Source organism: Lacticaseibacillus paracasei subsp. paracasei (genome assembly GCF_000829035.1).
Classification (GTDB): domain Bacteria; phylum Bacillota; class Bacilli; order Lactobacillales; family Lactobacillaceae; genus Lacticaseibacillus; species Lacticaseibacillus paracasei.
The window spans coordinates 2,792,658-2,813,851 of the sequence record NZ_AP012541.1; the positions used below are offsets into that span (position 1 = coordinate 2,792,658).

The following is a 21,194-nucleotide window of genomic DNA, read 5'->3' on the forward strand; positions in this document are numbered from 1 at the left end:
TCTAATCTAAGCGGGTTTGAATCGTATACCGCGGTCGTCCTTTGACTTCAGTCATCATTTTACCAATATACTCGCCGATGACGCCCAGACTCATCATCTGCAAACCGCCTAGAAACCATAAGGAAACCATCAATGATGACCACCCATGAACGGTCAATCCAAGGACTTTCACGATAATTGAGTAAACTGACATGCCAAAAGCCAGCATCACAGCAAGTGTCCCAAGCAGAAGAATTAACCGCACTGGCGCAATGGTGAGTGAGGTAATGCCGTCCCAAGCGAAAGCAAGCATTTTTTTAAGCGGATACTTCGACTCCCCGGCGAGCCGCGGGGTGCGTTTATAATAGACTTTTACTGTTTGAAAGCCAAGCTTCGGGATCAATCCGCGAATGAACATGTTTCGCTCAGGATAAGTGAGTAACGTCTGCGCCGCTCGTTTGGACATTAGACGAAAGTCAGCATGATTGGGTACCATCTGAACACCTAGTAGTCTGAGCAGTTTGTAATAGCCTTGTGCTGTCGTACGTTTAAACCAGCTATCAGTTTCACGATGGGTGCGCACACCATAGACAATATCTGCACCGGCACTGTATGCCTGAACCATCTCCATGATCTTTTCAGGATCATCTTGCAAGTCAGCATCAATGGTAATGGTCATGTTTGTGGTCCTAATCGCTTTCGTCAACCCAGCGATGAGTGCAGCTTGATGCCCAAAATTGCGTGAAAAACGTAATCCGCGGATTTTTGAGTGCTGCTTATGGAAACTTTCAATGATTGACCAAGTGTTGTCCGATGATCCGTCATCCACAATCAGTATATCTGAATCTTCGGAAAGGAAATTTTGGGTAACCACCTCTCGTTCAATTGACCATAATCTCGGCACAGTGTCTTTTAGCACTTCTTGTTCATTATAGGCTGGTATCACAATTGTTAACTTTTGCATGCTACTTATCCTCCCTTAGCGGACGAAATGCTGAACGTTGTGCTGCCTGTTTGACAATCAAAGCATCAATGCATCTTGCTTGCGGCAACATAACGAACCAAAGACCATTTGCGAGTAACAAGCTACCAAGAATATCAGAAGCAAAATGATCGCGCAGATAAATCCGACTGGTAGCGACCATGCCAATCCAGATCATACTGAGTAAGATTGCCACAAATTGATTTTCTTGTTCTTTAATTTTTGGCAGCATCAGCATTAACAGACTCAGCATCAGTACCATTGAGCACATGACGTGACCGCTTGGGAAACTAAAACCTGTGTCGGCAACAAGTTGATGTATCGGTCGCGGACGTTGAACCAGCAACTTAATTAGTAAGAGAAGGCCTGATCCAAGTAATTGACACGCACCAATCCAGATGCTGTCGGATCGTCTTCCCTTGACCCATAGATAGCCGCAGATCGCGGCGGTCAAACTGATCACAACAGGCGGGCTGCCCAACAGCGCTACTACTTCAAAGATCCGGGTATCCATTTGAGTATCATATTTGATGATGCCCTGAACACTGCGATCCAGCTCACCGACCCACGCTACCTGCATCACAACAGACCAAGTTAGCAAGGCAAACAGCAGTAATAATCCACCGCCCAAGAAATAGTCTTTTTTAATGTTCATCTGCAGTCATCCCCCGTTTTCGTACCATCACGATCATCGGGAACAAGGAAATGCCGATAATTGCAAGCATGATGAGTTCAAAATGTGCTTTAATGAATGGCACATTTCCAAACAGGTACCCCGCGCCAGTGGCCAGTGTCACCCAGCTAAAGCCGCCAAGAATGTTGTAAATGGCAAAATCTCGATAATGCATTTTTCCGATCCCAGCTGTAAAAGGGACAAAGGTTCGCACGATCGGTATCAATCGGCCTAAGAAAATCGCAATATGACCGTACTTTTTGAAGAATGTTTGACTGCGTTGAAGATACGCTGGTTTCATAACTCGTTTAAACTTTTGGCTGGTGGTCAAGTAAGCGCCAAAATGTCCGCCAATTTCAAAATTCAAGGCATCGCCGAGGACTGCAGCGCCAGTCAAAAGTCCGACTAACAACCCGTAGTTAATGGCACCATCACCTAACGCCGCTAGCGAGCCACAAAGGAAAAGTAGCGAGTCGCCGGGTAAGAATGGGAATATGACAACGCCAGTCTCGATAAAGATAACGCCAAACAAAATGACGTCAATCCAATTACCGGTGTGGGCTATTAATGACGGTATCAGCTGATTAAGATTGGGGATAAAGCTTGTGAGTAAAAGCAATGCCATTTGAAATGCCCCCTTTGGTTGGTGTTTGCTAACAGCATCTAGCTTAATCGTCTAATCGGTTCATCACTACCTAGACAAAATAAATCATTTCTAAATTTTTTTTAGTTTTCTCCATGCTATTGCCGAGAATAGCGACATCTTTCCTTAATTTTTTGACGCAAATCGTTTTGCCAATCACGCAAAAACGCCATCTTTTTGCAGATGGCGTTTCAGCTTTCATTCAATTGATGCCGCTCCTTCGTTGTTGCCAGCGGCAGGATAAGTTCGGCAATCGTTCCATGAGGTTGGTTGTCTCGCAACTTGATTCTGCCATTGTTGATCGTGGCGAGCTGGTTAGCAATAGCGAGCCCAAGGCCAGTTCCGGGAACCGTGCCCCGGACGTTAGCACTACGATAAAAGCGTTCAAAGACATGGCTTTTGTCTTCTGCACTAATCCCCGCGCCTTGATCAAGTACTGCCAATACAGCATTGCCATCATCATCGCGCGTCAAATTCACCGCAATGATTGTATCAGCCGGTGAATATTTAGCAGCATTCGTGACAAAGTTATCCAAAATCTGCTCAATAGCCGACTCATTACTTTCTACAGACATATTAGGCGTCACATGTACCTCAATGGTTTGAGAAAAAGCACTGGCCAATTTTTCAGCTAAGTGTTGAACCGTTTCACTCAGGTTTAACAAATGCGTATCAAGCGTTAACCTGTCAGCGCGTGATAGCTGCAGCAATTCTTCAATCAGCTGTTGCATCTGTCTGGATTCTTCAGTGATATAGTTGACCGATTTGAGCACAATTTCAGGATGCGCCCGTCCATGCCGCTCAATCAGTTGCGCGTGACTGCGAATCGTCGCAATCGGTGTCCGCAGTTCGTGGGCCGCGTTCATGATAAACAACTTTTGCTGTTCTTGCCGATCATGCAGTTGTTTCAAAAGGTCATTGAAGTCCTTTGCCAGATCAGTAACCTCCATCGGTTTATCTGGCACAGGCAACATCACCACACCAGTCTTTGCGTGCTCCGCTGCATGCTTGGTGCTTTGCGACAGGTCACTCAATGGACCGGTCAGGCGATGTGCCAGTCGTCGAATAAAGATCGGACTGACAACTAAGGCAAGTACCAAAACGATCATCGTGACAACCAAAACTCTGATCAGGACCGCCAGATAACTGTTCATGCTCTGCCAAATCTCATAACGGATACCTTTAGCATGAACCTCTTGGTAGTAGAACAATCCTTGATTCGCTTGATAGCGCAACTGCGTCAAAAACGGAAATGATTTCGCCAATTGAACTTTTTTAGTCGCAGGCGAGTAATAATTTTTCACCTTCGCATCTTGGCGCATATTATGAACATGAACATAAGTTGAGCTCGTATCTAACGTGCTGTTTTTGCGCCAATTTTCCCAGTCATCATCACCGTCAATCACAGTCTGCTTGAGGCTTGCAGCAATATGATCTGTTGATAATACCACTTGCTCATAAAGCTGATGGCCAACTGCCGCCACGATAAGCAGACCTAGCGCAAGGGTCAGCGTGGCCACCATACTGACTAACGACCGCTGCATGATCGCAGCACTTGATTGATTCTGCTTTCTCTTTTTCAATCAATCATCGCCTCACTAAATGGATGCAACATTAGCCGAGAGCATATAGCCGACGCCGCGAACAGTATGAATGAGTTTCTTGCTACCTGAATGATCATCAATTTTATGACGTAAGTTTCTGATATAGACATCCAATATATTAGGTTGACCGTCAAAATCGGTTTCCCAGACGGCATCAAGCAAGTCATCCCTCGAACAAGCTTCGTCCTGATGGGCAACAAGTTCGACAAGCAACTCATATTCCCGCTGTGTCAATGGCATAATCACCTCACCGCGCTGAACGCGTTTGTTATCCGTATCCACCAGCAGATCATCGACTTGAAAAATAGTCGCTGGTGAGACAGCCTGCCGATTGTGTCGCAAGGCGACTTCGACACGAGCAACCAGTTCCTCCATTTCAAAAGGCTTGGTGATGTAATCATCGGCCCCGCCAGTCAGTCCAGCCACCTTGTCGCCGATGTAGTCACGAGCCGTCAACATAATAATAGGCACCTGGCTTGATTGTCTGATTTTCCGCAAAACACTAAACCCGTCTAGTTTAGGCAGCATCCAATCCAAAATAATGACATTGATTTTACCTTCATTGTTCTTAAACAGCGTCAATGCCTCCGCGCCGTCTTTTGCCCAAATAACTGACATATTCTCTAACTCGAACTCTGTTGTTAATGAATCTGCCAATGCAGCTTCGTCTTCCACTAGAAGCAATGTTGATTTCAACTGATTTCCTCCTAACGTGTTCATGTGAATTATAAGCGCAAGCACATAAAAATTGACACTGCTTTAAAAAATAAGAAAAAAATGAGTTCTCGTCATAATTTTCTTCCCTGACTCGTGACTCATTTTAATTGTTTGCTGATACCATAGTCACCAATCCAAACTTTCTGTACACTGAACGAACAGTGAAGTTCTTGATAAATCAGCCGATTGTCATTCCTTTGCTGATTCCTATAAACGTTATGAGTGTGCTGGAATCTAAGACAAAAGGCGCTAAAGTTCCGAACATACAAACTTTCAGCGCCTTTTGTCCATGGAGCTTTCCGTGACCTAAGCCGGCTAATCGCTTATCAAATTCGTATAATTACCTTTACTTTAATATGAATCGACCAACTGATGGCAAGTTGTGGAGAAAAAAGTAAATAAATATACGCCCACACCAGCCACACCATAACTGGATTGTTAGCTTGCCAAGATGACTAATTCTTAATAAATAAAGCTCAAAACCATTGAAAGCGTTTTCACCGCTTGATACAATCACTTCTGGCAACTGCCTCGTTTGGAGGTGATCCTATGCTGCGTGATTTCTTCTTCCAGATTATCGCCCCGCTTCTTGTGGGTGTGATGGTCACACTGGTCGATCATTGGTTAGATGGTGGCCAGTAAGCCAACTGCAGTTGCTTACTAACCCACACGCCTGATTAGACCCGCTGCTAAACAGGTGAAAAAAATAGCCGCTTCCCTGGCAGGGGAAGCGGCTATTGTGCGTGATCCTATATTGCTGATTTCTTTTCCAACACGAATGTATCATTATTTTTTCTTTTTGTCCATAGGGTCTTTCGTGATGTATCAACACCTACCTACAAAGCTCGCGATCACCGTAAAACACCCAACTATTCAAACACCATCTCACCAACACTATCCTCAAGGCTGTCAAATATCTCGTTTTCTTCAATAAAGCTGATCCAGTTCTCGCGCGAGCTCGACTGGTCTTCTTTAATATTGAGGCCAATTTTCTCGTAAACACTTTCGATGAACTGGTCAACCATTTTTTCCGCTGCATTCGCGACCATCGTCTTGTTTAGTCGCTTAGCTGGTGCCCGTTGCTTGTTCTTATCTTCCTGAAAGTCCACGGCTTTCTCGCGGAACATATCCACGGCATTGCTGTTCTCACTAAAATACGTGCTGAATTCTTCGTTATCCATCCTGACTCACCTTCTATTGTTAGTTAATTGACTCGGCTTTCAAATACGCCCTGAAGCAGCTTTAACCAAGATGAATGCAAAGAGTGTTGCGCTATCACTGTCTTAGTCAAAATAACTTCTTTGTCATCTATTATACGAACATTCGTTTGTAAAAGCTAGGCTTGTTTGTCCAGTGAACTAGGCTTTTCTGTTGAAACCGCTTTCGCCATTTTCGAGAATGGATTATACTGATTTTAGGAGCTTAGACTCCTCAAAAATATTGGACTTCGAGTCCGTGTATCGGTAACGATACTTGGTGTCTGTCATGTTGATGGCAGGCACTTTTTTAGTTGATGCTTGTGCTCACGCTGCATGGCATTTCGACCATTATGGCGACAGTATTTGCCACGCGACCGTTGCTTACTAACCCACACGCCTGGTTAGACCCGCTACTAAACAGGTGAAAAAAATAGCCGCTTCCCTGGCCGGGGAAGCGGCTATTGTGCGTGATCCAGTATGCAATGAAACTGTTTTTTTCTATAACCGAAAACTACCATCAATTTTGCTTTTTGTCCATAGTATTTCTAGCAACCTTAGAGAAGGAATCACACCGAAGCAAGTAGGAGTTTACGATAAAACACACACTCGCAGAAAAGCCGTCAACCCCTTGCCCTGAAAGGAGTTGACGGTCCTTAGTCGGCGTTAAAGTGTCGAATAATATTTTTGTAAAGAACTCCTCAAAATCACCAAGCCCTAAATTTCGCTCACTGCGCTCTCACTAATCAAGTGCACCTCATGTTCATCATGCTTCAACTCAGGCCAATATTCCCGATTGGCCTCGATGAGATCATCCAAGACTTCCTTCGCCACTTGGGCGCTTGGTAAGGTTTTGGATAAGGTCAAGGCTTGCCACAGTTCTTGATAATCATGATTAATCCACGCATCGACGACTAGTTTTTCGACCATGGCTTGATTGAGGATCATCCCCCGTTGAAACATCGGGATCTTGCCTTGCGTCAGCGGCTCGGCACCGTCTTTACCAACGATGCACGGTACTTCGACCATAATGTCGTCGTCGATATTGGCCACCGCACCGTTATTTTCCACGATTAGCAACATGCGTTCATGCGTGTTGAAGGCAATGGCACAGGCAAGATCGACGATGAAAGAGGCGTGGCTGTCGATCGGGAAGGAGCCAACGTCACTGGTACCGGCATCGATAATTTTCTGGGCGGCACTGAAGACGCGCTTTTCACGGCCATCTTCGACTTCATTGGCGCGCGTATAGTCAGGATCAGAGTGAGCCACCACGTAATCCGGATAGAGATAATACTTTAGATACGTATTCGGCAGATAATGCGGATCAACTGCCAACAGATCCTGCGCCTTTTTGTGAGTTGCTTGCCAGCTGGCATCCATGTGCTGGGTGTCGACTTCGATCTGGGTCAAGTAGCCATGATGAGCCACATAATCCCGAATCTGCGGCAGGTATTCATGACCAGCCTTGTCTTTAACACTTGTCCACCAGCCAAAATGATTCATCCCAAAGTAACGGACTTCCAGATCTTTGGGCTGCAAGCCGATGATCTGTGACATCCGCCGCTGGGTCCCGACCGGCATGTCGCAAATGTTGAGGATCTTGGCATCAGGCCGCAATCGCCGGCAGGCCTCGGCTACGATGGACGCTGGGTTTGAGTAATTGAGCATCCAGCAATCTGGCGAATACTTTTCCATAAAATCAATCAGTTCGATAATATCGCCAATACTGCGCATCCCGTAGGCAATACCGCCAGGGCCGCAAGTTTCTTGACCGACCACGTGATGTTTAAGTGGAATCTTTTCATCTTGCTCACGCATCTTATAGCCGCCGGAACGAATGTGGGCAAAACAGAAATCAACATCTGTGAAGGCTGTCTGCGGATCAGTGGTCCACGTGAAGTCAATCGCTGGTGCCTTTTCTTTTAGCTCAATGGCAATTGCCTCAGCAATCGTTGCCTGCCGCTCTTCATCGATATCATAAAGCTTCAATGCTCGCAGTGGAAAACGTTCGGCATTTTCCAGCAGCATCATGACGATCCCCGCTGTGTAAGTACTGCCGCCACCTGCAATGACAATGGAAAATTGTTTATTCTGACTCATCATATTGCCCTCCTAAAACGCGCCAGTTCACGCTCTTTCTAACCGAGCTGGTTCACGCTTTTTCTACTCAACTTCTGCCGCATCAAAGCCTAATGCTTCATCCACCGCCGCGCGGACTTTCGTAACGGCAAGCCCATAAACAACATGCACATTATTGCCTTGTTTAATGACACCACTGGCACCGGTTTCGTTTTTCAAGACGGTTTCATCCACCAATTCCGGATTCTTCAAAACGGTTCTTAAGCGTGTGTAGCAGTTCGTCACACTTTCAAAATTATCAGCACCGCCTAGCGCCTCAATAATCGTTGCCACCGGTACTTCCGTCGCACCTTTAGGGACACTGACCGGCGGGGCTTGTTTCTTTTCTTGATACTCGGCTTTGCTGTAAAGCTTAGTCTCTTCTGCATCAGTTTCACGGCCAATCGTTTTCAAATTGAACCTGCCGATTAAGAATCTGAAGGTGAAGTAATAGATAAAGAAGAACATGATACCGACGACGATATACATTGGCCAATGGGTTTTACCGACCCCCAGCGGCACATTGTAGAGCAGAAAATCAAGGAAGCCATTCGGCCCAATCGCCCGAACGTTCAGAAGATTCAAAACCACTATGCTTAAACCGCTTAAGGCTGCATGAACAACAAACAGCAATGGTGCGATGAACATGAAGGAAAATTCAATCGGTTCCGTGACCCCTGCTAAGAAGGAGGTCACAACGGCTGGAATCAAAATGGCTTTCACTTTGTTCTTGTTTTCAGGTTTTGCCATTTGATACATTGCCAAACAAGCACCGATTAGACCGAACATTTTGGAAATGCCTCGCGCGTCCCAAATAACGGAGCGTGACAACAGATGAATATTGGGATTAGCCATTTCGGCGTAGTAGATGTTCCGGGCGCCTTCAAAAATGTGCCCGCCGATTTCCTCAACACCGCCAAGCGAGGTATATAGGAATGGCGTGTAAATGAGGTGATGCAAACCAGTTGGAATGAGTAACCGCTCAAGCGACCCATACAGGAAAAGGCCGAAGTTGCCGGTTTGATTAATCACGTGCCCCAGACTGGAAATGCCCATTTGAATGAACGGCCAGACATACGTAAGCAAGACTGCTAACATGACAGTAACTGGAATCAAAACAATGAAGACAAACCGGCTGCCACCATAAATTTGAAAGGCACTGCGAAATTCAGTATCCACAAATCTGTTATGAATGAAGACAACCGTTAACCCTAAAATAATGCCTAGGAAGACCCCCATATCGAGAATTTGAACGCCAAGAACCGATGCTTGACCGGTACCTTGAAGATTCTCGGCCTTTGATAAAATCCCGCGCAGTTCCATAAACTTGTTCATCGCGTTAATGAAGACCAAGAATGTCAGTAGCGCCGTAAACCCAGCCTCTGCCTTCTTCTTCTTCGCTAACCCAACAGCCAAGCCCACACAGAAAATCACCCCAAGGTTGGTTAGAATTGACACCAACGATCCGGACAAAATCAAGCCGAAGCCTTTTGTCACCGGATTATTCATGAACGGCACCACTTCAAGCAACTTCTGATTGGTAAAGATGTTCCCAATGGCAATCAGAATCCCCGCAATCGGCAGGATCAGCACGGGCACGAACATGGCCTTGGAAAAGCGCTGCAGACCGTCCATAACCTTCTGTTTCATCTTTGTCACCTCTTCTAGTAATAGCAAAATAATTTCTTGTTGATCTAAACATAACAGACAAGTTTTATCGTGAAAACCTTTTCAAGACAACAAGAAACGTGTTCCGCTGATTCGGAACACGTTTCTTGTTGGGTGGTTGTTTTGGTTTGTCGGTAGTTGCTAGCACAAAAGAGGCGCCACTAGGGATGGAAGCTATTCATCTTCGTTTGGCAGTTATAAATTTTAGTTCTAACCGCATGTTGTAACCCGTCTGACTATTGCTCACGCCGTTTACGCCAAATCATTAAGCCGCCAATCAGCAAAAGCATGCCCACGCCTGCCAAACTTAGCCATTGAATGACCTTATCGCCAGTTTGTGGCATATCTGCTTGCGTTTTCTGATGCCGACCGTTTTTATCAGCTGGTAACGGCTTGGTCGGTGGGATTTTGCTGCTTGGATCTGTCTGTGATCGTTTGACGAGCGCTTTTTGTGCAGCAAGTACGGCCTTCGTGGCGTGATCAACCATAACTTGGGCCGGCTCGTCAAGCGTCAGAACGTCTTTTGCAGCATCAATCGCTGCTTGCAAGTCCCGCCACGAAGCATCGGTATAAGTTTTCGCATCAAGTTTCGCCGCAGCAGTCAAAGCAGCCTGAAGTGCTTTCGTATCAGCAGTTTTTACCAGCCCATCAATGGCTGCCACCAACGCTGTATTAGCATCATCCACTATCTGCTGGTCAGTCGCTAAATCGGCGATGACTGCTTTTGCTTCCGTCAGTGCCTGCGTTAAGGTCGCGAAACTTGCTTTCGTGTAATCCTTCGCCTTCAAATTTCCTGCAGTTTTGATAGTCGCAGCTAAGGTAGTACGGTCAACTGGTACATCGAGCTTAAAGGTGACCGCTCGACTGGCGCCTGCCAAATCAGCCGGATTAAAGGTCAAAACATGGCCGTTCGTTGAAAAGAGCGCCTCCGTCTTTCCTGGAAGATGAACTGGATAGTTAAAGCTGAAGTTGATTAGGTTACCGGTTTGACTTGGTTCGGCAGCCGTCAGCTGATAAACATTGTTGCCAAGTGCTTTGATGATGACCGCGGCCGGCTGATCAATTGAAACAAGGCCATCCAGTTGATCGGCCTTGGTCCAAACATTGGCCATCACCTGATCTTTTGTCTTGATTGCTTGCAACTCGCCAGTATTTGCGAGAACCATATAGTCTGGTGACTGCGCTAGCTGGGCGACTTTTGTATCCGTCGCATTCGGCACAGTGACATATTCATACGATCCGTTTTTAACGGTTGCGCCATGCATGGCTGCCAATGTTGCATAAGTATGCTTATAAACCGTATCGGATGGGAAATACCCATTAATATCTTTGTAGGTGCCTGTCCGCGTCGCCTGATTGATCGTAACGGGCGCATTGCCTTTTGCGATAATATAGCCAACATTATTTTCGGGATCGGTGGTGTTAATATTTGCCCACCGGCTGACTGTCTTTTGTTTCGTGTATACCTGACCATCCACCGTGATTTTGGTGGTTGCCGGATCAATTTGGCGTTGATCGATAATGGTTTCGATATCGGCGGCAGTTGTGCCATTAATATTGGCACCGAGATTAATGATTTGGTCGTTTAATAAAAACCAGGATTTCATCGCCTGCAGATTCTGGCCTTCATTGGCTTTGTTCAATGCCATGCCAACACTGGCGATGGTTCCATCGGTCGCGCCGCCAACCCAAGCTTGCGGACTTTTTGAAGACGACTTCTCACCATCCGGCAGTGACACCGTGTCAACTGTCGTTCCGGGAAGGCGGTATGGATCAACCGTTGTCCAGTAACCTTCACCGAATTGATTCAAATCATTGTTATACAGATAAACCATGCCGTCAGCCGTATGCCAAGCATGGCTATTTTCGGTATTACCGTATTCAAAATTGGCAATTCGATTGGAGTACATCGCGATGCCAACCGCGTGCGTCGGTGTTTTTTGCATGACCCGATCCATCGCCCCATAAATATTCAGCGAACTGACGTATCTTTCTGAGCTGTTGCCTGATGCAAAGCTGTTTTGAGACCATTTAATGCCGCGTAATCTCGTGGCTTGTCATAGAAATTGTAGCGCTCACCCACCTGTGCAACCCAAGTGGCAACGGCCTGATAAATTTTCTGCTTCAATGTTGCTGGCGTTGCGTCGGCAATTAGGGTCAGATTGGCTAACGTCTCTTTGCCAGTCTCCAACTCCGTGGTTTTCGCATTCGTCCCTGGTGCGCGCGAAATACTACGACCCGAAACCATCGACGGCATGCGTCCATTCACCATCAATTGCAAAAAGCCTTTGTCAATTAAGTTAAAAACGTTCGCGAACTGAACTTCACTAATAGCCCAAGGCGTACCAACGAGGGTCGATGAAACGCGCGCAATGCCTTTAATCATTTCGTTGCCATAACTGCCATTGTATGGAAAAAAGGTGTGTTGAACGAAGGAACCATCCGCATAGATACCATCCTTGGCGGTCACAAGCCCCATCGCTTTAGGTAAATTCTGTTGAACAAGGGCAACCCGCTTGTCATCTTCTAACAACAACCCGCTAGCCAAAACCGAAATCGAAATGTCCGTCAAGTTAGCCCCTGTTGCTGTGTAAGCTGGCCATTGAATATTAGGATCCTTGGCATAACCCAACAATGGTTGAACAAACTTGACCAACTTTTCTGGATCCTGTCGGTGCAAGTCATTGTATAACAGGATCAAAGTATCATCGAGCTGTTGTGCCGAACCGATTTGCCAATCCCACCAATTGCCGGTGGAATAGCTTCCGTTATATTTTTTGGCCGTCTCCATAAAATCAATCGCATCAATGATTGCCTGATACACCTCAGGATTTTGGTGCTGCTGGCTTACAGGATTATAGTAGCCCAATGTTAACATTTTAATATTGGTAAACATCGAGGTGTAATCCGCCGAGATCGTGTCCGAACTTTTCTTCGGCCAAAGCCGACTACGATTAGCCCCTCGATCCATCGTCGCCCATAGCGTTTGACTCTGCGCTGCCAAGTCCGTCAAGTAAGCTTTAACATTGGGATCACTCATATCCGGTTTGGTCGCAATCAGGCGGTCACGCCATCTTGCGCGCATCGTCACATACTCAGCACGGCTTGTTGCTGTTGCTGCCTTCTCGACAGGCTTAGCCCCTTGCGCAGGAACTTCCATGGCAACTGGTTCGTCATTAACAGCCTTCAGTATTTCTGAACTCGACGTGGCCGACGATGGTGTTGCGACCGCGCTGGCACTATCATCAGCCGCGTACCCAGTAACCGTCCCGGTCGAAAGCAGCATCATTCCCAATAGGCCTACACTTACCAAAAACTTTTTCATGCTCTTCTCCCTGTTAAAATGATTTTCGATGATAGGTGATCATCAATCAAGACGTTGCTCCGTTCAGCTACAGCCGCTAAATCGTTCAACTGCCTAAAATAGCCAACATCTAATCTCAGAGAGCTTATCATCGCATAATTGGAAGCGCAATCATCGTGAACTTTTGGTATACACCAGCAATCGTTTTAATATTGACGTGATGCTTGCAAAAATAAAATAAATTATTTTCCCGACAGAATTTATTAATCCACTTTTTGAATTTCACCAAACGAATCAAAAAAGCTGCACGAAAATCTTCATGCAGCCAGCCTGCCACGTAAAAGTAGGCAGTATATTTAACGATCAGGATGCAAATCCTTGAAAAGGTCGGCTAAATTGGCAAAGTCTTCATAGCGTTCATTCCCTAGATTGCAATAATAAAGTTACCACCTAGAAAGAGGCTTGCTCACTGCTTGAACTGGGGTTTGCCAACGGAGACATTTTCTAGGTTTGTTATTGATAAGCGCTGTGGCTTGTTGAATATCGGTCTCTGAAACCTGATCAAACTGTGTTCCCTTCGGGAAATAGTAGCGAAGTTCTCGATTGAACCGTTCATTTGTGCCCCGTTCATTCGGGTGATAGGCGTGGCAAAAGTAAACCGGTATCCGATAGCGCTTTGTAAGCGCCTGATCGCAGGAAAACTCTTTACCGTGATCAACCGTCACTGATCGAACCGGACCCGGAAAGTCCACCATCAGTCTTGCAAATCCCTTGAGAACAGCATTTTGTGATAAGTTTTCAAGCTTAGTTGTCGCCATTAAACGTGTCACCCGATCGACAATGGTCAAAACAGCAGCCTTTGACCCGCGACCACCGCGAACTGTATCCATCTCTAAATGTCCTTTTTCGGTTCGCCGATTAGCTGACTCACTGCGAATCTCAATTGAGGTGCCTACTGCTTGGTTATAGCGCGACCGAAGGTCTTGTCTTCTTTTATGACGTTTACCGTGATCAAAGAGTTGGCTTGGCTGAAAATCGACTTGTCTTTGATAAATCCAGTGGTAAATCGTGTGTGGCGCACAGTGAACGGCATAACCGACCATTTCAGGGGACCAACCTAGGTTTAGCTTCTCAGTTACCATCCGCTTCAACTTAGGCGTTAAAATCGAGTGCCGACCACAACGATGCCGACAAGTATCGGCATGATCCTGAGCTATAATGGCGCAGTAATCACCTTCAGGGCAACGGTGAAGCTCATGCCTAATAGAAATACGAGAGCGGCCTAAGGTCGCGGCGATGTATTGAATCGTGTGGTGTTGCATCAGTTCTATCTGAGATCGTTCAATTAAGGTTATAATGGCCATGGGACCTGTCCTTCTCTCTAGATGGTATGTTATGCAAACACCATTTTAGCAAGAACGGACAGGTCTTTTTTCACATTTTCTGGGTGGTAACTTTAATTATGCAATCTAGGATTCTTTAAATCCTAGAGTGAATGATTTCGTTCCGTTTTGCTGATTAATGTAATACCTCAAACTTAAAGGTTAAATCCATGGCCAGATTTTGCCGACTCGAATAATCACCGAAATATTGGCCCGACAACGACACACTGGTCTTAGCCTGATCATCTAATGTTCCTAGCTCTTGATTCGCTGTTGAATCATCAAGCGGAATTTTATTTGCGGCAAATTTTTCGTTGCCTTTCAAAAATAATCTGGCACTTTCTGAGGCGTTTACTGGATCAGGATCATTAACATGCACTAACTTAATCGATGATTTGGTTGTGGTCTTAACTTGTTGCAAAACCACTTTGACTTTTGTCTTTGAACGATTCTTGATCTCATAGTTGGGTGAGACAATCTGACCTTGATCAACATCAGTCGAACCAAAGGCGAGACTTTTCGGAATCGTCAAATCGATCATATTGTTTGATGCTAAGACATTGATTGAAATCTCTTTTCGAAGCTTACCAATCGCTAATGTTGCCTGATAAGTACCAAATTCAGGCTTTAGGTTCGTTGTGATCACCTTGATTTTCTCGGAGGGGGTCTGCTTATTCTTTTCCCAAGCCTGAGCTTGACTTTGCTTCAAAATAAACGCCGCCAACTGATCGGATGTTTTATTAGCTAGTTGATTAGAATAAGCGGTTATGTTTTTTGCCGTGAGAATAAATTGATCATCCGATTGATCGTCTGTATCTTTGACGACAACTGGAATTGTGTATGTGAAGAACACCTTATTCCCTGAAGCAAGCTTTTCAGACACTTGCACCTTTACATCTTGAAACCCATCGTGAGTAGTGTCCGGATAGTCAGTTATCTTTTCGAATGTCACCGTTGCTTGCTTGTTTTTATCAATAGCAGTTTTAACTTCCTTTTCAATCGCTTCTTTTTTAACAGCTGGTGGGACGACCAACCCTTTAAAAGTCAGTTGGTTAATTTGCAAAGGTCGATAGCCATTTTTTGTAACTTCGAAAAAGATTTCTTTAGGTTGCTGATAGCGGTTTAAGGAAGTATACGTGGAATCTTGTGTATAGCCAATTTTCCCTTCTGCTTCTTTGGCCTTAAAAACATCGCCGTAATTAACGGACAGCGTACGAGAAGCGCCCCAACGATTCAAAAAGTCTTGCTTCTTATCATCGCCGTTCGCTTTAATGACCATCGTTGGCGTACTTTTATCAAGTGCTAACTCGGTATGCTGATTCATGTTATACAAAGCAGTCTCAACATAAAACTTTCCGGGAAACGAAGAATGAATGGCTTCGTTATCGGTCGACTTCCCCGAAGTCGCGATAATTTTCGGGTTACCATTTTCCTCAATCAAAGCGAACACACCAGCTGAATCACGAGGGCCATATTCATATCCTCGTAAGACAATGGCATTCCCATACTCTGCTTCAACTGGACTAATAGAAGTGACTGTTCCGCCCATGGACGAAAAAACGAGTTCAACGGATGCTTTAAAGAGCTTATCTATTCGGTCATCTTTGAGCGCTTTTTTAACTTCATCAGGGTTGCTAGACCCGACTCTGCCGTCACTGTATGGCACATCACTGCCATCAGTGTCTGTCGCCGACACCATCATCCTTGAACGATTTTCTGTGTTCCACTTTTCACCAAGTTTATAAAAAGCTTCCTGTGTTTTAAGTTTGCCCGGCTTGGCGATCACGGTTACTGGCACTTTATAAGGATAACTGACTTTTTTGCCACTCGATAAGGTTTGTGACACAAGCACTTTAGCCGTCTTTTCACCTGCAGTATCCACATCAGGATACTCCGAAAATTTTTCAATGGTGATGTTTGCCTAGATTGCATAATTAAAGTTACCACCCAGAAAATGTGAAAAAAGACCTGTCCGTTCTTGCTAAAATGGTGTTTGCATAACATACCATCTAGAGAGAAGGACAGGTCCCATGGCCATTATAACCTTAATTGAACGATCTCAGATAGAACTGATGCAACACCACACGATTCAATACATCGCCGCGACCTTAGGCCGCTCTCGTATTTCTATTAGGCATGAGCTTCACCGTTGCCCTGAAGGTGATTACTGCGCCATTATAGCTCAGGATCATGCCGATACTTGTCGGCATCGTTGTGGTCGGCACTCGATTTTAACGCCTAAGTTGAAGCGGATGGTAACTGAGAAGCTAAACCTAGGTTGGTCCCCTGAAATGGTCGGTTATGCCGTTCACTGTGCGCCACACACGATTTACCACTGGATTTATCAAAGACAAGTCGATTTTCAGCCAAGCCAACTCTTTGATCACGGTAAACGTCATAAAAGAAGACAAGACCTTCGGTCGCGCTATAACCAAGCAGTAGGCACCTCAATTGAGATTCGCAGTGAGTCAGCTAATCGGCGAACCGAAAAAGGACATTTAGAGATGGATACAGTTCGCGGTGGTCGCGGGTCAAAGGCTGCTGTTTTGACCATTGTCGATCGGGTGACACGTTTAATGGCGACAACTAAGCTTGAAAACTTATCACAAAATGCTGTTCTCAAGGGATTTGCAAGACTGATGGTGGACTTTCCGGGTCCGGTTCGATCAGTGACGGTTGATCACGGTAAAGAGTTTTCCTGCGATCAGGCGCTTACAAAGCGCTATCGGATACCGGTTTACTTTTGCCACGCCTATCACCCGAATGAACGGGGCACAAATGAACGGTTCAATCGAGAACTTCGCTACTATTTCCCGAAGGGAACACAGTTTGATCAGGTTTCAGAGACCGATATTCAACAAGCCACAGCGCTTATCAATAACAAACCTAGAAAATGTCTCCGTTGGCAAACCCCAGTTCAAGCAGTGAGCAAGCCTCTTTCTAGGTGGTAACTTTATTATTGCAATCTAGGTTTGAATTACCTTTAGTGTCAATGGTATTTTGCAGTTGTTGCGCAATTGAACTTTGCAAATCTTTTTGGGTGACTGAGATCTTTTTAGAACTTAATTGATTGATGGCTAATGGCTTGTACCCATTTTTTGTCACGACGGATTTACAATTCAAGTGCAACAAATTAGTCAAATAGAAAAGACTCATAGCCTGAGTCCTTGTAAAATGGAATCACCACAAGACCAACTACAAGGAGAACTCGACTATGAGTCCGTACACCCATCTTACCTTAAAAGACCGTGAATCGATACTGCTTGGTATCTCTACAGGCAAAACTCTTGATACCATCGCCAAAGAGATAGGTCGTTCCAAGAGTACAGTCAGCCGTGAAATTGCACGTAACGGCGGCTGGCGGAACTATTCGGCAGCCACCGCTCAGGACCGCTACCGGCGGGTTCGCTTGGCTAGCAGGCGTCCTCGGATCCTCGATCGACCGGGGACTCGTGACGCTGTCATTCGATATATCACGGTGCTACATTGGTCGCCTGAGCAGATTGCCGGTCGCTTGTCACTAGAAGGCAGTCCTATTCGCATCAGCTATTCGACTATCTACAGAGGTATCTACCTAGATAATCTCGGTGTTCCATTGAAGAGCCATGGTGCTCGCGGGCTACCAAGGCTGCTTCGACACCGAGGCAAGACGCGCAAAATCAAAGGCACCATAAATGAACGCCGGGGGCGCTTCAATGACGTGCCATCAATTCACGACCGACCCCGGTCGGCAGAAAATCGCAGCTGGTTTGGTCACTGGGAAGGCGATACAGTACGCGGTAAAACAGGACACTCTGCATTAGTAACATTAGTTGACCGTAAATCACGCTATCTGCTTTCGAAGCGAACGGCCAATGCAAAAGCTGACACTGTTAGAGACGTCATGATTGAGCTGCTTGGTGCCTTACCAGCTAACCGAGTAAGAACAGTGACTCCTGACCGTGGAAGGGAGTTTGCCCGGTACAGGGAGCTGGCAGAACGTCTGAATACAAAGGTCTTCTTTCCTGACCCACACGCGCCTCAACAACGAGGAACTAACGAAAACACCAACGGACTGATTAGAGAATACTTTCCCAAGAACACAGACCTAGACCTTCAGAGCGACCAGGAAATTGAGACTTACATTGAACAACTGAATAATCGACCACGCAAGGTCTTAGGCTGGAAGACGCCATCAGAAGTCTTCATGGGTAAAAAGTTGCACTTGAGTTGACAATTCGTCACAGTAAAAATGCCCGGCGCATATGGGTGGCACTCGTAATGAGTGTCGCACTTGTTGCCCCTCTATCAACTAGTTCGCGCACTGAAAACAGGGCATTTTCAACGGTATTCGTTGACAAATCCTCTAATTCGATTCGCTTTTTGGCGATGCCATGCGCAACCAGCCATTTCTGCATAACCGTTGCTTCAGTCAACTTATTCTCCGGAACGCCGCCAGCAACTAAAATCTTTGACTTGGAATACTTCTTAGCTGCTTTCAAAGCAATTTCAAGTCGCTTTTTCATCGTTGGTTGCATCTTACCATTTGGACTTAAAGCATAACCGAGAACAACGAAGTAGTGATGGCTATCTTTAGGCAAGTCATTTGGTATCTTGGTCTGAATGTCCAACTTGCCAATATCATCAATTTGGCTAAATGCCTTCGTGAAAGTCGCGGTCTTCTCTGCATTCTGTGCCTGCAGTTTGGCAATGTTATCGTCATATGTCGCTGTGTCACCTGTCACCTTACTAAAAGCAGCAAGTTTAAGCCGTGCGTCAAAGTTCGTATGGTCTTTCTTCAAAATGTTCTGCCACATCTTTGCCGCAGCCGCATTATTATTTTGCATCCGATAAGTAGAGGCTAGATCCATTTGTAAATTCAGATTCTGCGGATCAATTTTGATTGCTTCTTTGAACAACTGCTCAATGACATCGAAATTACTCTTGATAGTGACGCCCTTAAAAACCTTCTTCTCGTTCTTCTTGAGTTGGCCACCATTCCAATAGTAGTAAATAGCCGCATCCTCTAAATCGCTGACACGCTGTTCTGTTGGCATTGTCTTTTGAACCGTTTCAGTAACCTCTTGGGCCTGCTTCTTAGTCATCGTGATTGCTTGACTATTGACTGGGTTCACTAACGCCACCGACAGTAGTATTGAAGCTGCACCTATCCAGATTTTTCTCACTCTAAGTCCCCCTTGTATTATATGGATTCACTTGAAATTGTAACCGATTTCATATTATTTGTGAACCCACTTAATTATAAATTATTGAAAATTGATTATTTTCATTTATGATAATTAAAATGTTTTTCGAAACGATAACTTATGATAATTATTAAGTCGACTACTATCAGAAATGGTCTATCACAATAAAGAGCAGCCGTTTTCAATAATAGAAAATGGCTGCTCTTATAGCAAACGTATGAAGCTCGACTGACTCTAGTTATAGAATACTCTCAGACCCAATTTTTTCATAAGGGTTCAACAGCATAGTACCTTTTCAAACTGGCAAAATACATGCGTTATACATGCAAACTCTCCTTTACCATGCCATCAGTTGCCTTTCCACATGACTGGTAACCATCAAGCAGTCCTAGTTTGATAAAAATTGTTTGCTGATATGCAATTTTTGCATTCCACTCAATAGTTTCAAGAATCTCCGTTGCATGATGAAGGGTCTCGGAGGTAATCAGAACACCATGACTATTTAACAGGAATATATGCTCTTTAGCCGCCTCACCAACTTCTTTCAACCCTTTATAAACTATATCAGCCAGTTCTTTTGTAGTAGCAGGTGCGTAAGGCAATACCCGAATAGGCCCTACTTCCTCTGTTACCTCAGTCACATTTGGCATATCAAGCCCGCTTGTTGCCCAGAACATTGATTCTTCCGCATGTGAGTGATAGACACATCTAATTTTGCTATTAGTGGATTGAAGTCAATATTTGAGACAGATTTTAAGAGACATTCAGGACCGCGTTTACCTTCCACAGCTCAAATAAATCATTAATCGCGATTAATAACTTATTTGAACCCTGGAAAGCATTAAATCAGGCGGCCATTTGGCTCGTAAGTGTTGCAATTTCAACTTGTAAGGGGGTCTGGTAGCCCAGTGAACTATGAATTCTCTTCCTATTGTAGAAAGCATGCACATATTCAAAAAGGACGGAAGCGGCAGTTTCATAATCTTCAAAGACCGGCACTGGATAAACACATTCCTTTTTGAGGGAAGCGTGAAAGGATTCCATTGGCGCATTATCATACGGACAACCCTTACGGCTGTATGAGTGCGGATATGTAGTTCAGTTAAACGTTGATTGTAATTATCGCTGGTATACTGTGATCCTAAATCCGTATGGATAATCAGGTCCCCAGTAATGGTTCGATTTTTAACCGCGCTTTCAAGGGTCTTTAAGACTAAATCAGTATCCATCTTTTTTGAGAACGAATAGCCGATAATCCGTCGTGAGTGCAGGTCCATGATGGTTGATAAGTAACACCAGCCATTACGCTTCGTTTGAATATAGGTCATATCAGCGGTCCATTTTTGATTTAAACCAGTGGTCGAGAAATCCTGCTTAAGCAAGTTGGGACGCTGTTCAACCTTGGTTTTGGAAGCCGAAGCCGCTTTCCACTTATTGACGGTAACGGAGTGGATATCCAGTTCCTTCATGAGCCGGGAAATCCGTCGTGGACTGCACCGAAGCTGCAGTGGTTGAAGTTCCAGATTCAATTCATGGTGGATCTTCATAACACCGTATCGCTGCTTAAATTCCGCAAAGATCCGCAGAATCCGTTGTTTCAAGTCCGCATCTTCGGCCCGGCGTTTTGAAGTTTTGGGGGATCGATAACGATAATACTGAGCTCTGGAAACACCGAGGATTCGGCACATCTTGGTTACCTGGTGGTGATGGCTTTCTTGGTGAATGTAATCAAAGATATT

At 45.2% G+C, this 21,194-nt stretch carries 15 protein-coding genes and 4 pseudogenes; 3 read left to right on the forward strand and 16 right to left on the reverse strand.

All coding sequences use genetic code 11. The annotated features are described in order from the left end of the window. Window position 1: 1 nt before the first annotated feature. From LBPC_RS13710 to LBPC_RS13730, 6 genes are all read right to left on the reverse strand, one after another. Window positions 2-943 (reverse strand): glycosyltransferase family 2 protein, encoded by a 942-nt coding sequence (locus LBPC_RS13710; protein WP_003662522.1) that lies wholly within the window; start codon window positions 941-943, stop codon window positions 2-4. A 1-nt stretch (window position 944) separates the two neighbouring features. Beyond that, window positions 945-1,616 (reverse strand): phosphatase PAP2 family protein, encoded by a 672-nt coding sequence (locus LBPC_RS13715; RefSeq protein ID WP_003662521.1) that lies wholly within the window; start codon window positions 1,614-1,616, stop codon window positions 945-947. Beyond that, window positions 1,606-2,259 (reverse strand): VTT domain-containing protein, encoded by a 654-nt coding sequence (locus LBPC_RS13720; RefSeq protein WP_003662520.1) that lies wholly within the window; start codon window positions 2,257-2,259, stop codon window positions 1,606-1,608. Before LBPC_RS13720 ends, LBPC_RS13715 begins: the two co-directional genes overlap by 11 nt. Before the next feature lie 70 nt (window positions 2,260-2,329). Continuing rightward, window positions 2,330-2,479 carry a hypothetical protein gene (locus tag LBPC_RS17120; RefSeq protein WP_003662518.1) on the reverse strand — a complete coding sequence of 50 codons (150 nt, stop codon included), beginning with the start codon at window positions 2,477-2,479 and terminating at the stop codon, window positions 2,330-2,332. Continuing rightward, complete coding sequence (locus LBPC_RS13725; protein ID WP_003606144.1) at window positions 2,469-3,860, reverse strand: sensor histidine kinase; 1,392 nt, start codon at window positions 3,858-3,860, stop codon at window positions 2,469-2,471. Before LBPC_RS13725 ends, LBPC_RS17120 begins: the two co-directional genes overlap by 11 nt. Before the next feature lie 15 nt (window positions 3,861-3,875). Next, window positions 3,876-4,577 (reverse strand): response regulator transcription factor, encoded by a 702-nt coding sequence (locus LBPC_RS13730; protein ID WP_016383803.1) that lies wholly within the window; start codon window positions 4,575-4,577, stop codon window positions 3,876-3,878. Between the two features lie 570 nt (window positions 4,578-5,147). On the opposite strand from LBPC_RS13730, the gene LBPC_RS13735 reads away from it, so the two are divergent. After that, window positions 5,148-5,240: a type I toxin-antitoxin system Fst family toxin gene (locus LBPC_RS13735; protein ID WP_003576656.1), complete on the forward strand. Its 93-nt coding sequence runs from the start codon at window positions 5,148-5,150 to the stop codon at window positions 5,238-5,240. A gap of 227 nt (window positions 5,241-5,467) precedes the next feature. On the opposite strand, the gene LBPC_RS13740 is transcribed toward LBPC_RS13735, so the two are convergent. The 7 genes and pseudogenes from LBPC_RS13740 to LBPC_RS16655 all read right to left on the reverse strand — a co-directional run. Beyond that, window positions 5,468-5,779 (reverse strand): hypothetical protein, encoded by a 312-nt coding sequence (locus LBPC_RS13740; RefSeq protein WP_003576660.1) that lies wholly within the window; start codon window positions 5,777-5,779, stop codon window positions 5,468-5,470. A 732-nt stretch (window positions 5,780-6,511) separates the two neighbouring features. Next, window positions 6,512-7,897 (reverse strand): 6-phospho-alpha-glucosidase, encoded by a 1,386-nt coding sequence (locus tag LBPC_RS13745; protein WP_032775734.1) that lies wholly within the window; start codon window positions 7,895-7,897, stop codon window positions 6,512-6,514. Window positions 7,898-7,960: 63 nt separating this feature from the next. Beyond that, complete coding sequence (locus LBPC_RS13750; protein WP_003662512.1) at window positions 7,961-9,565, reverse strand: PTS transporter subunit EIIC; 1,605 nt, start codon at window positions 9,563-9,565, stop codon at window positions 7,961-7,963. 254 nt (window positions 9,566-9,819) lie between these two features. Then, a pseudogene (locus LBPC_RS16650) lies at window positions 9,820-12,908 on the reverse strand (polysaccharide lyase family 8 super-sandwich domain-containing protein). 127 nt (window positions 12,909-13,035) lie between these two features. After that, window positions 13,036-13,224, reverse strand: a complete 189-nt coding sequence (locus tag LBPC_RS17470) for a hypothetical protein (protein WP_003662509.1) — start codon at window positions 13,222-13,224, stop codon at window positions 13,036-13,038. 106 nt (window positions 13,225-13,330) lie between these two features. After that, window positions 13,331-14,251 carry an IS30 family transposase gene (locus tag LBPC_RS13765; RefSeq protein ID WP_003574021.1) on the reverse strand — a complete coding sequence of 307 codons (921 nt, stop codon included), beginning with the start codon at window positions 14,249-14,251 and terminating at the stop codon, window positions 13,331-13,333. 154 nt (window positions 14,252-14,405) lie between these two features. After that, window positions 14,406-16,190 (reverse strand): annotated as a pseudogene (locus tag LBPC_RS16655) (cell surface protein); the annotation flags it as partial. Window positions 16,191-16,299: 109 nt separating this feature from the next. On the opposite strand from LBPC_RS16655, the gene LBPC_RS13775 reads away from it, so the two are divergent. Beyond that, window positions 16,300-17,220, forward strand: a complete 921-nt coding sequence (locus LBPC_RS13775; protein ID WP_003574021.1) for an IS30 family transposase — start codon at window positions 16,300-16,302, stop codon at window positions 17,218-17,220. Window positions 17,221-17,483: 263 nt separating this feature from the next. Next, entirely contained in the window at window positions 17,484-18,482 is a 999-nt protein-coding gene (locus tag LBPC_RS13785; protein ID WP_016377049.1) for an IS30 family transposase, read from the forward strand. A gap of 10 nt (window positions 18,483-18,492) precedes the next feature. Here the strand turns inward: LBPC_RS13785 and LBPC_RS13790 are convergent. The 3 genes and pseudogenes from LBPC_RS13790 to LBPC_RS17320 all read right to left on the reverse strand — a co-directional run. Beyond that, window positions 18,493-19,383 (reverse strand): annotated as a pseudogene (locus LBPC_RS13790) (ElyC/SanA/YdcF family protein); the annotation flags it as partial. A gap of 389 nt (window positions 19,384-19,772) precedes the next feature. Beyond that, window positions 19,773-20,177: pseudogene (locus LBPC_RS13795) on the reverse strand (class II aldolase/adducin family protein); the annotation flags it as partial. 90 nt (window positions 20,178-20,267) lie between these two features. Then, a complete protein-coding gene (locus tag LBPC_RS17320) occupies window positions 20,268-21,191 on the reverse strand; it encodes an IS3 family transposase (protein WP_338131916.1) in 924 nt (307 codons plus the stop codon). Window positions 21,192-21,194: the final 3 nt, after the last annotated feature.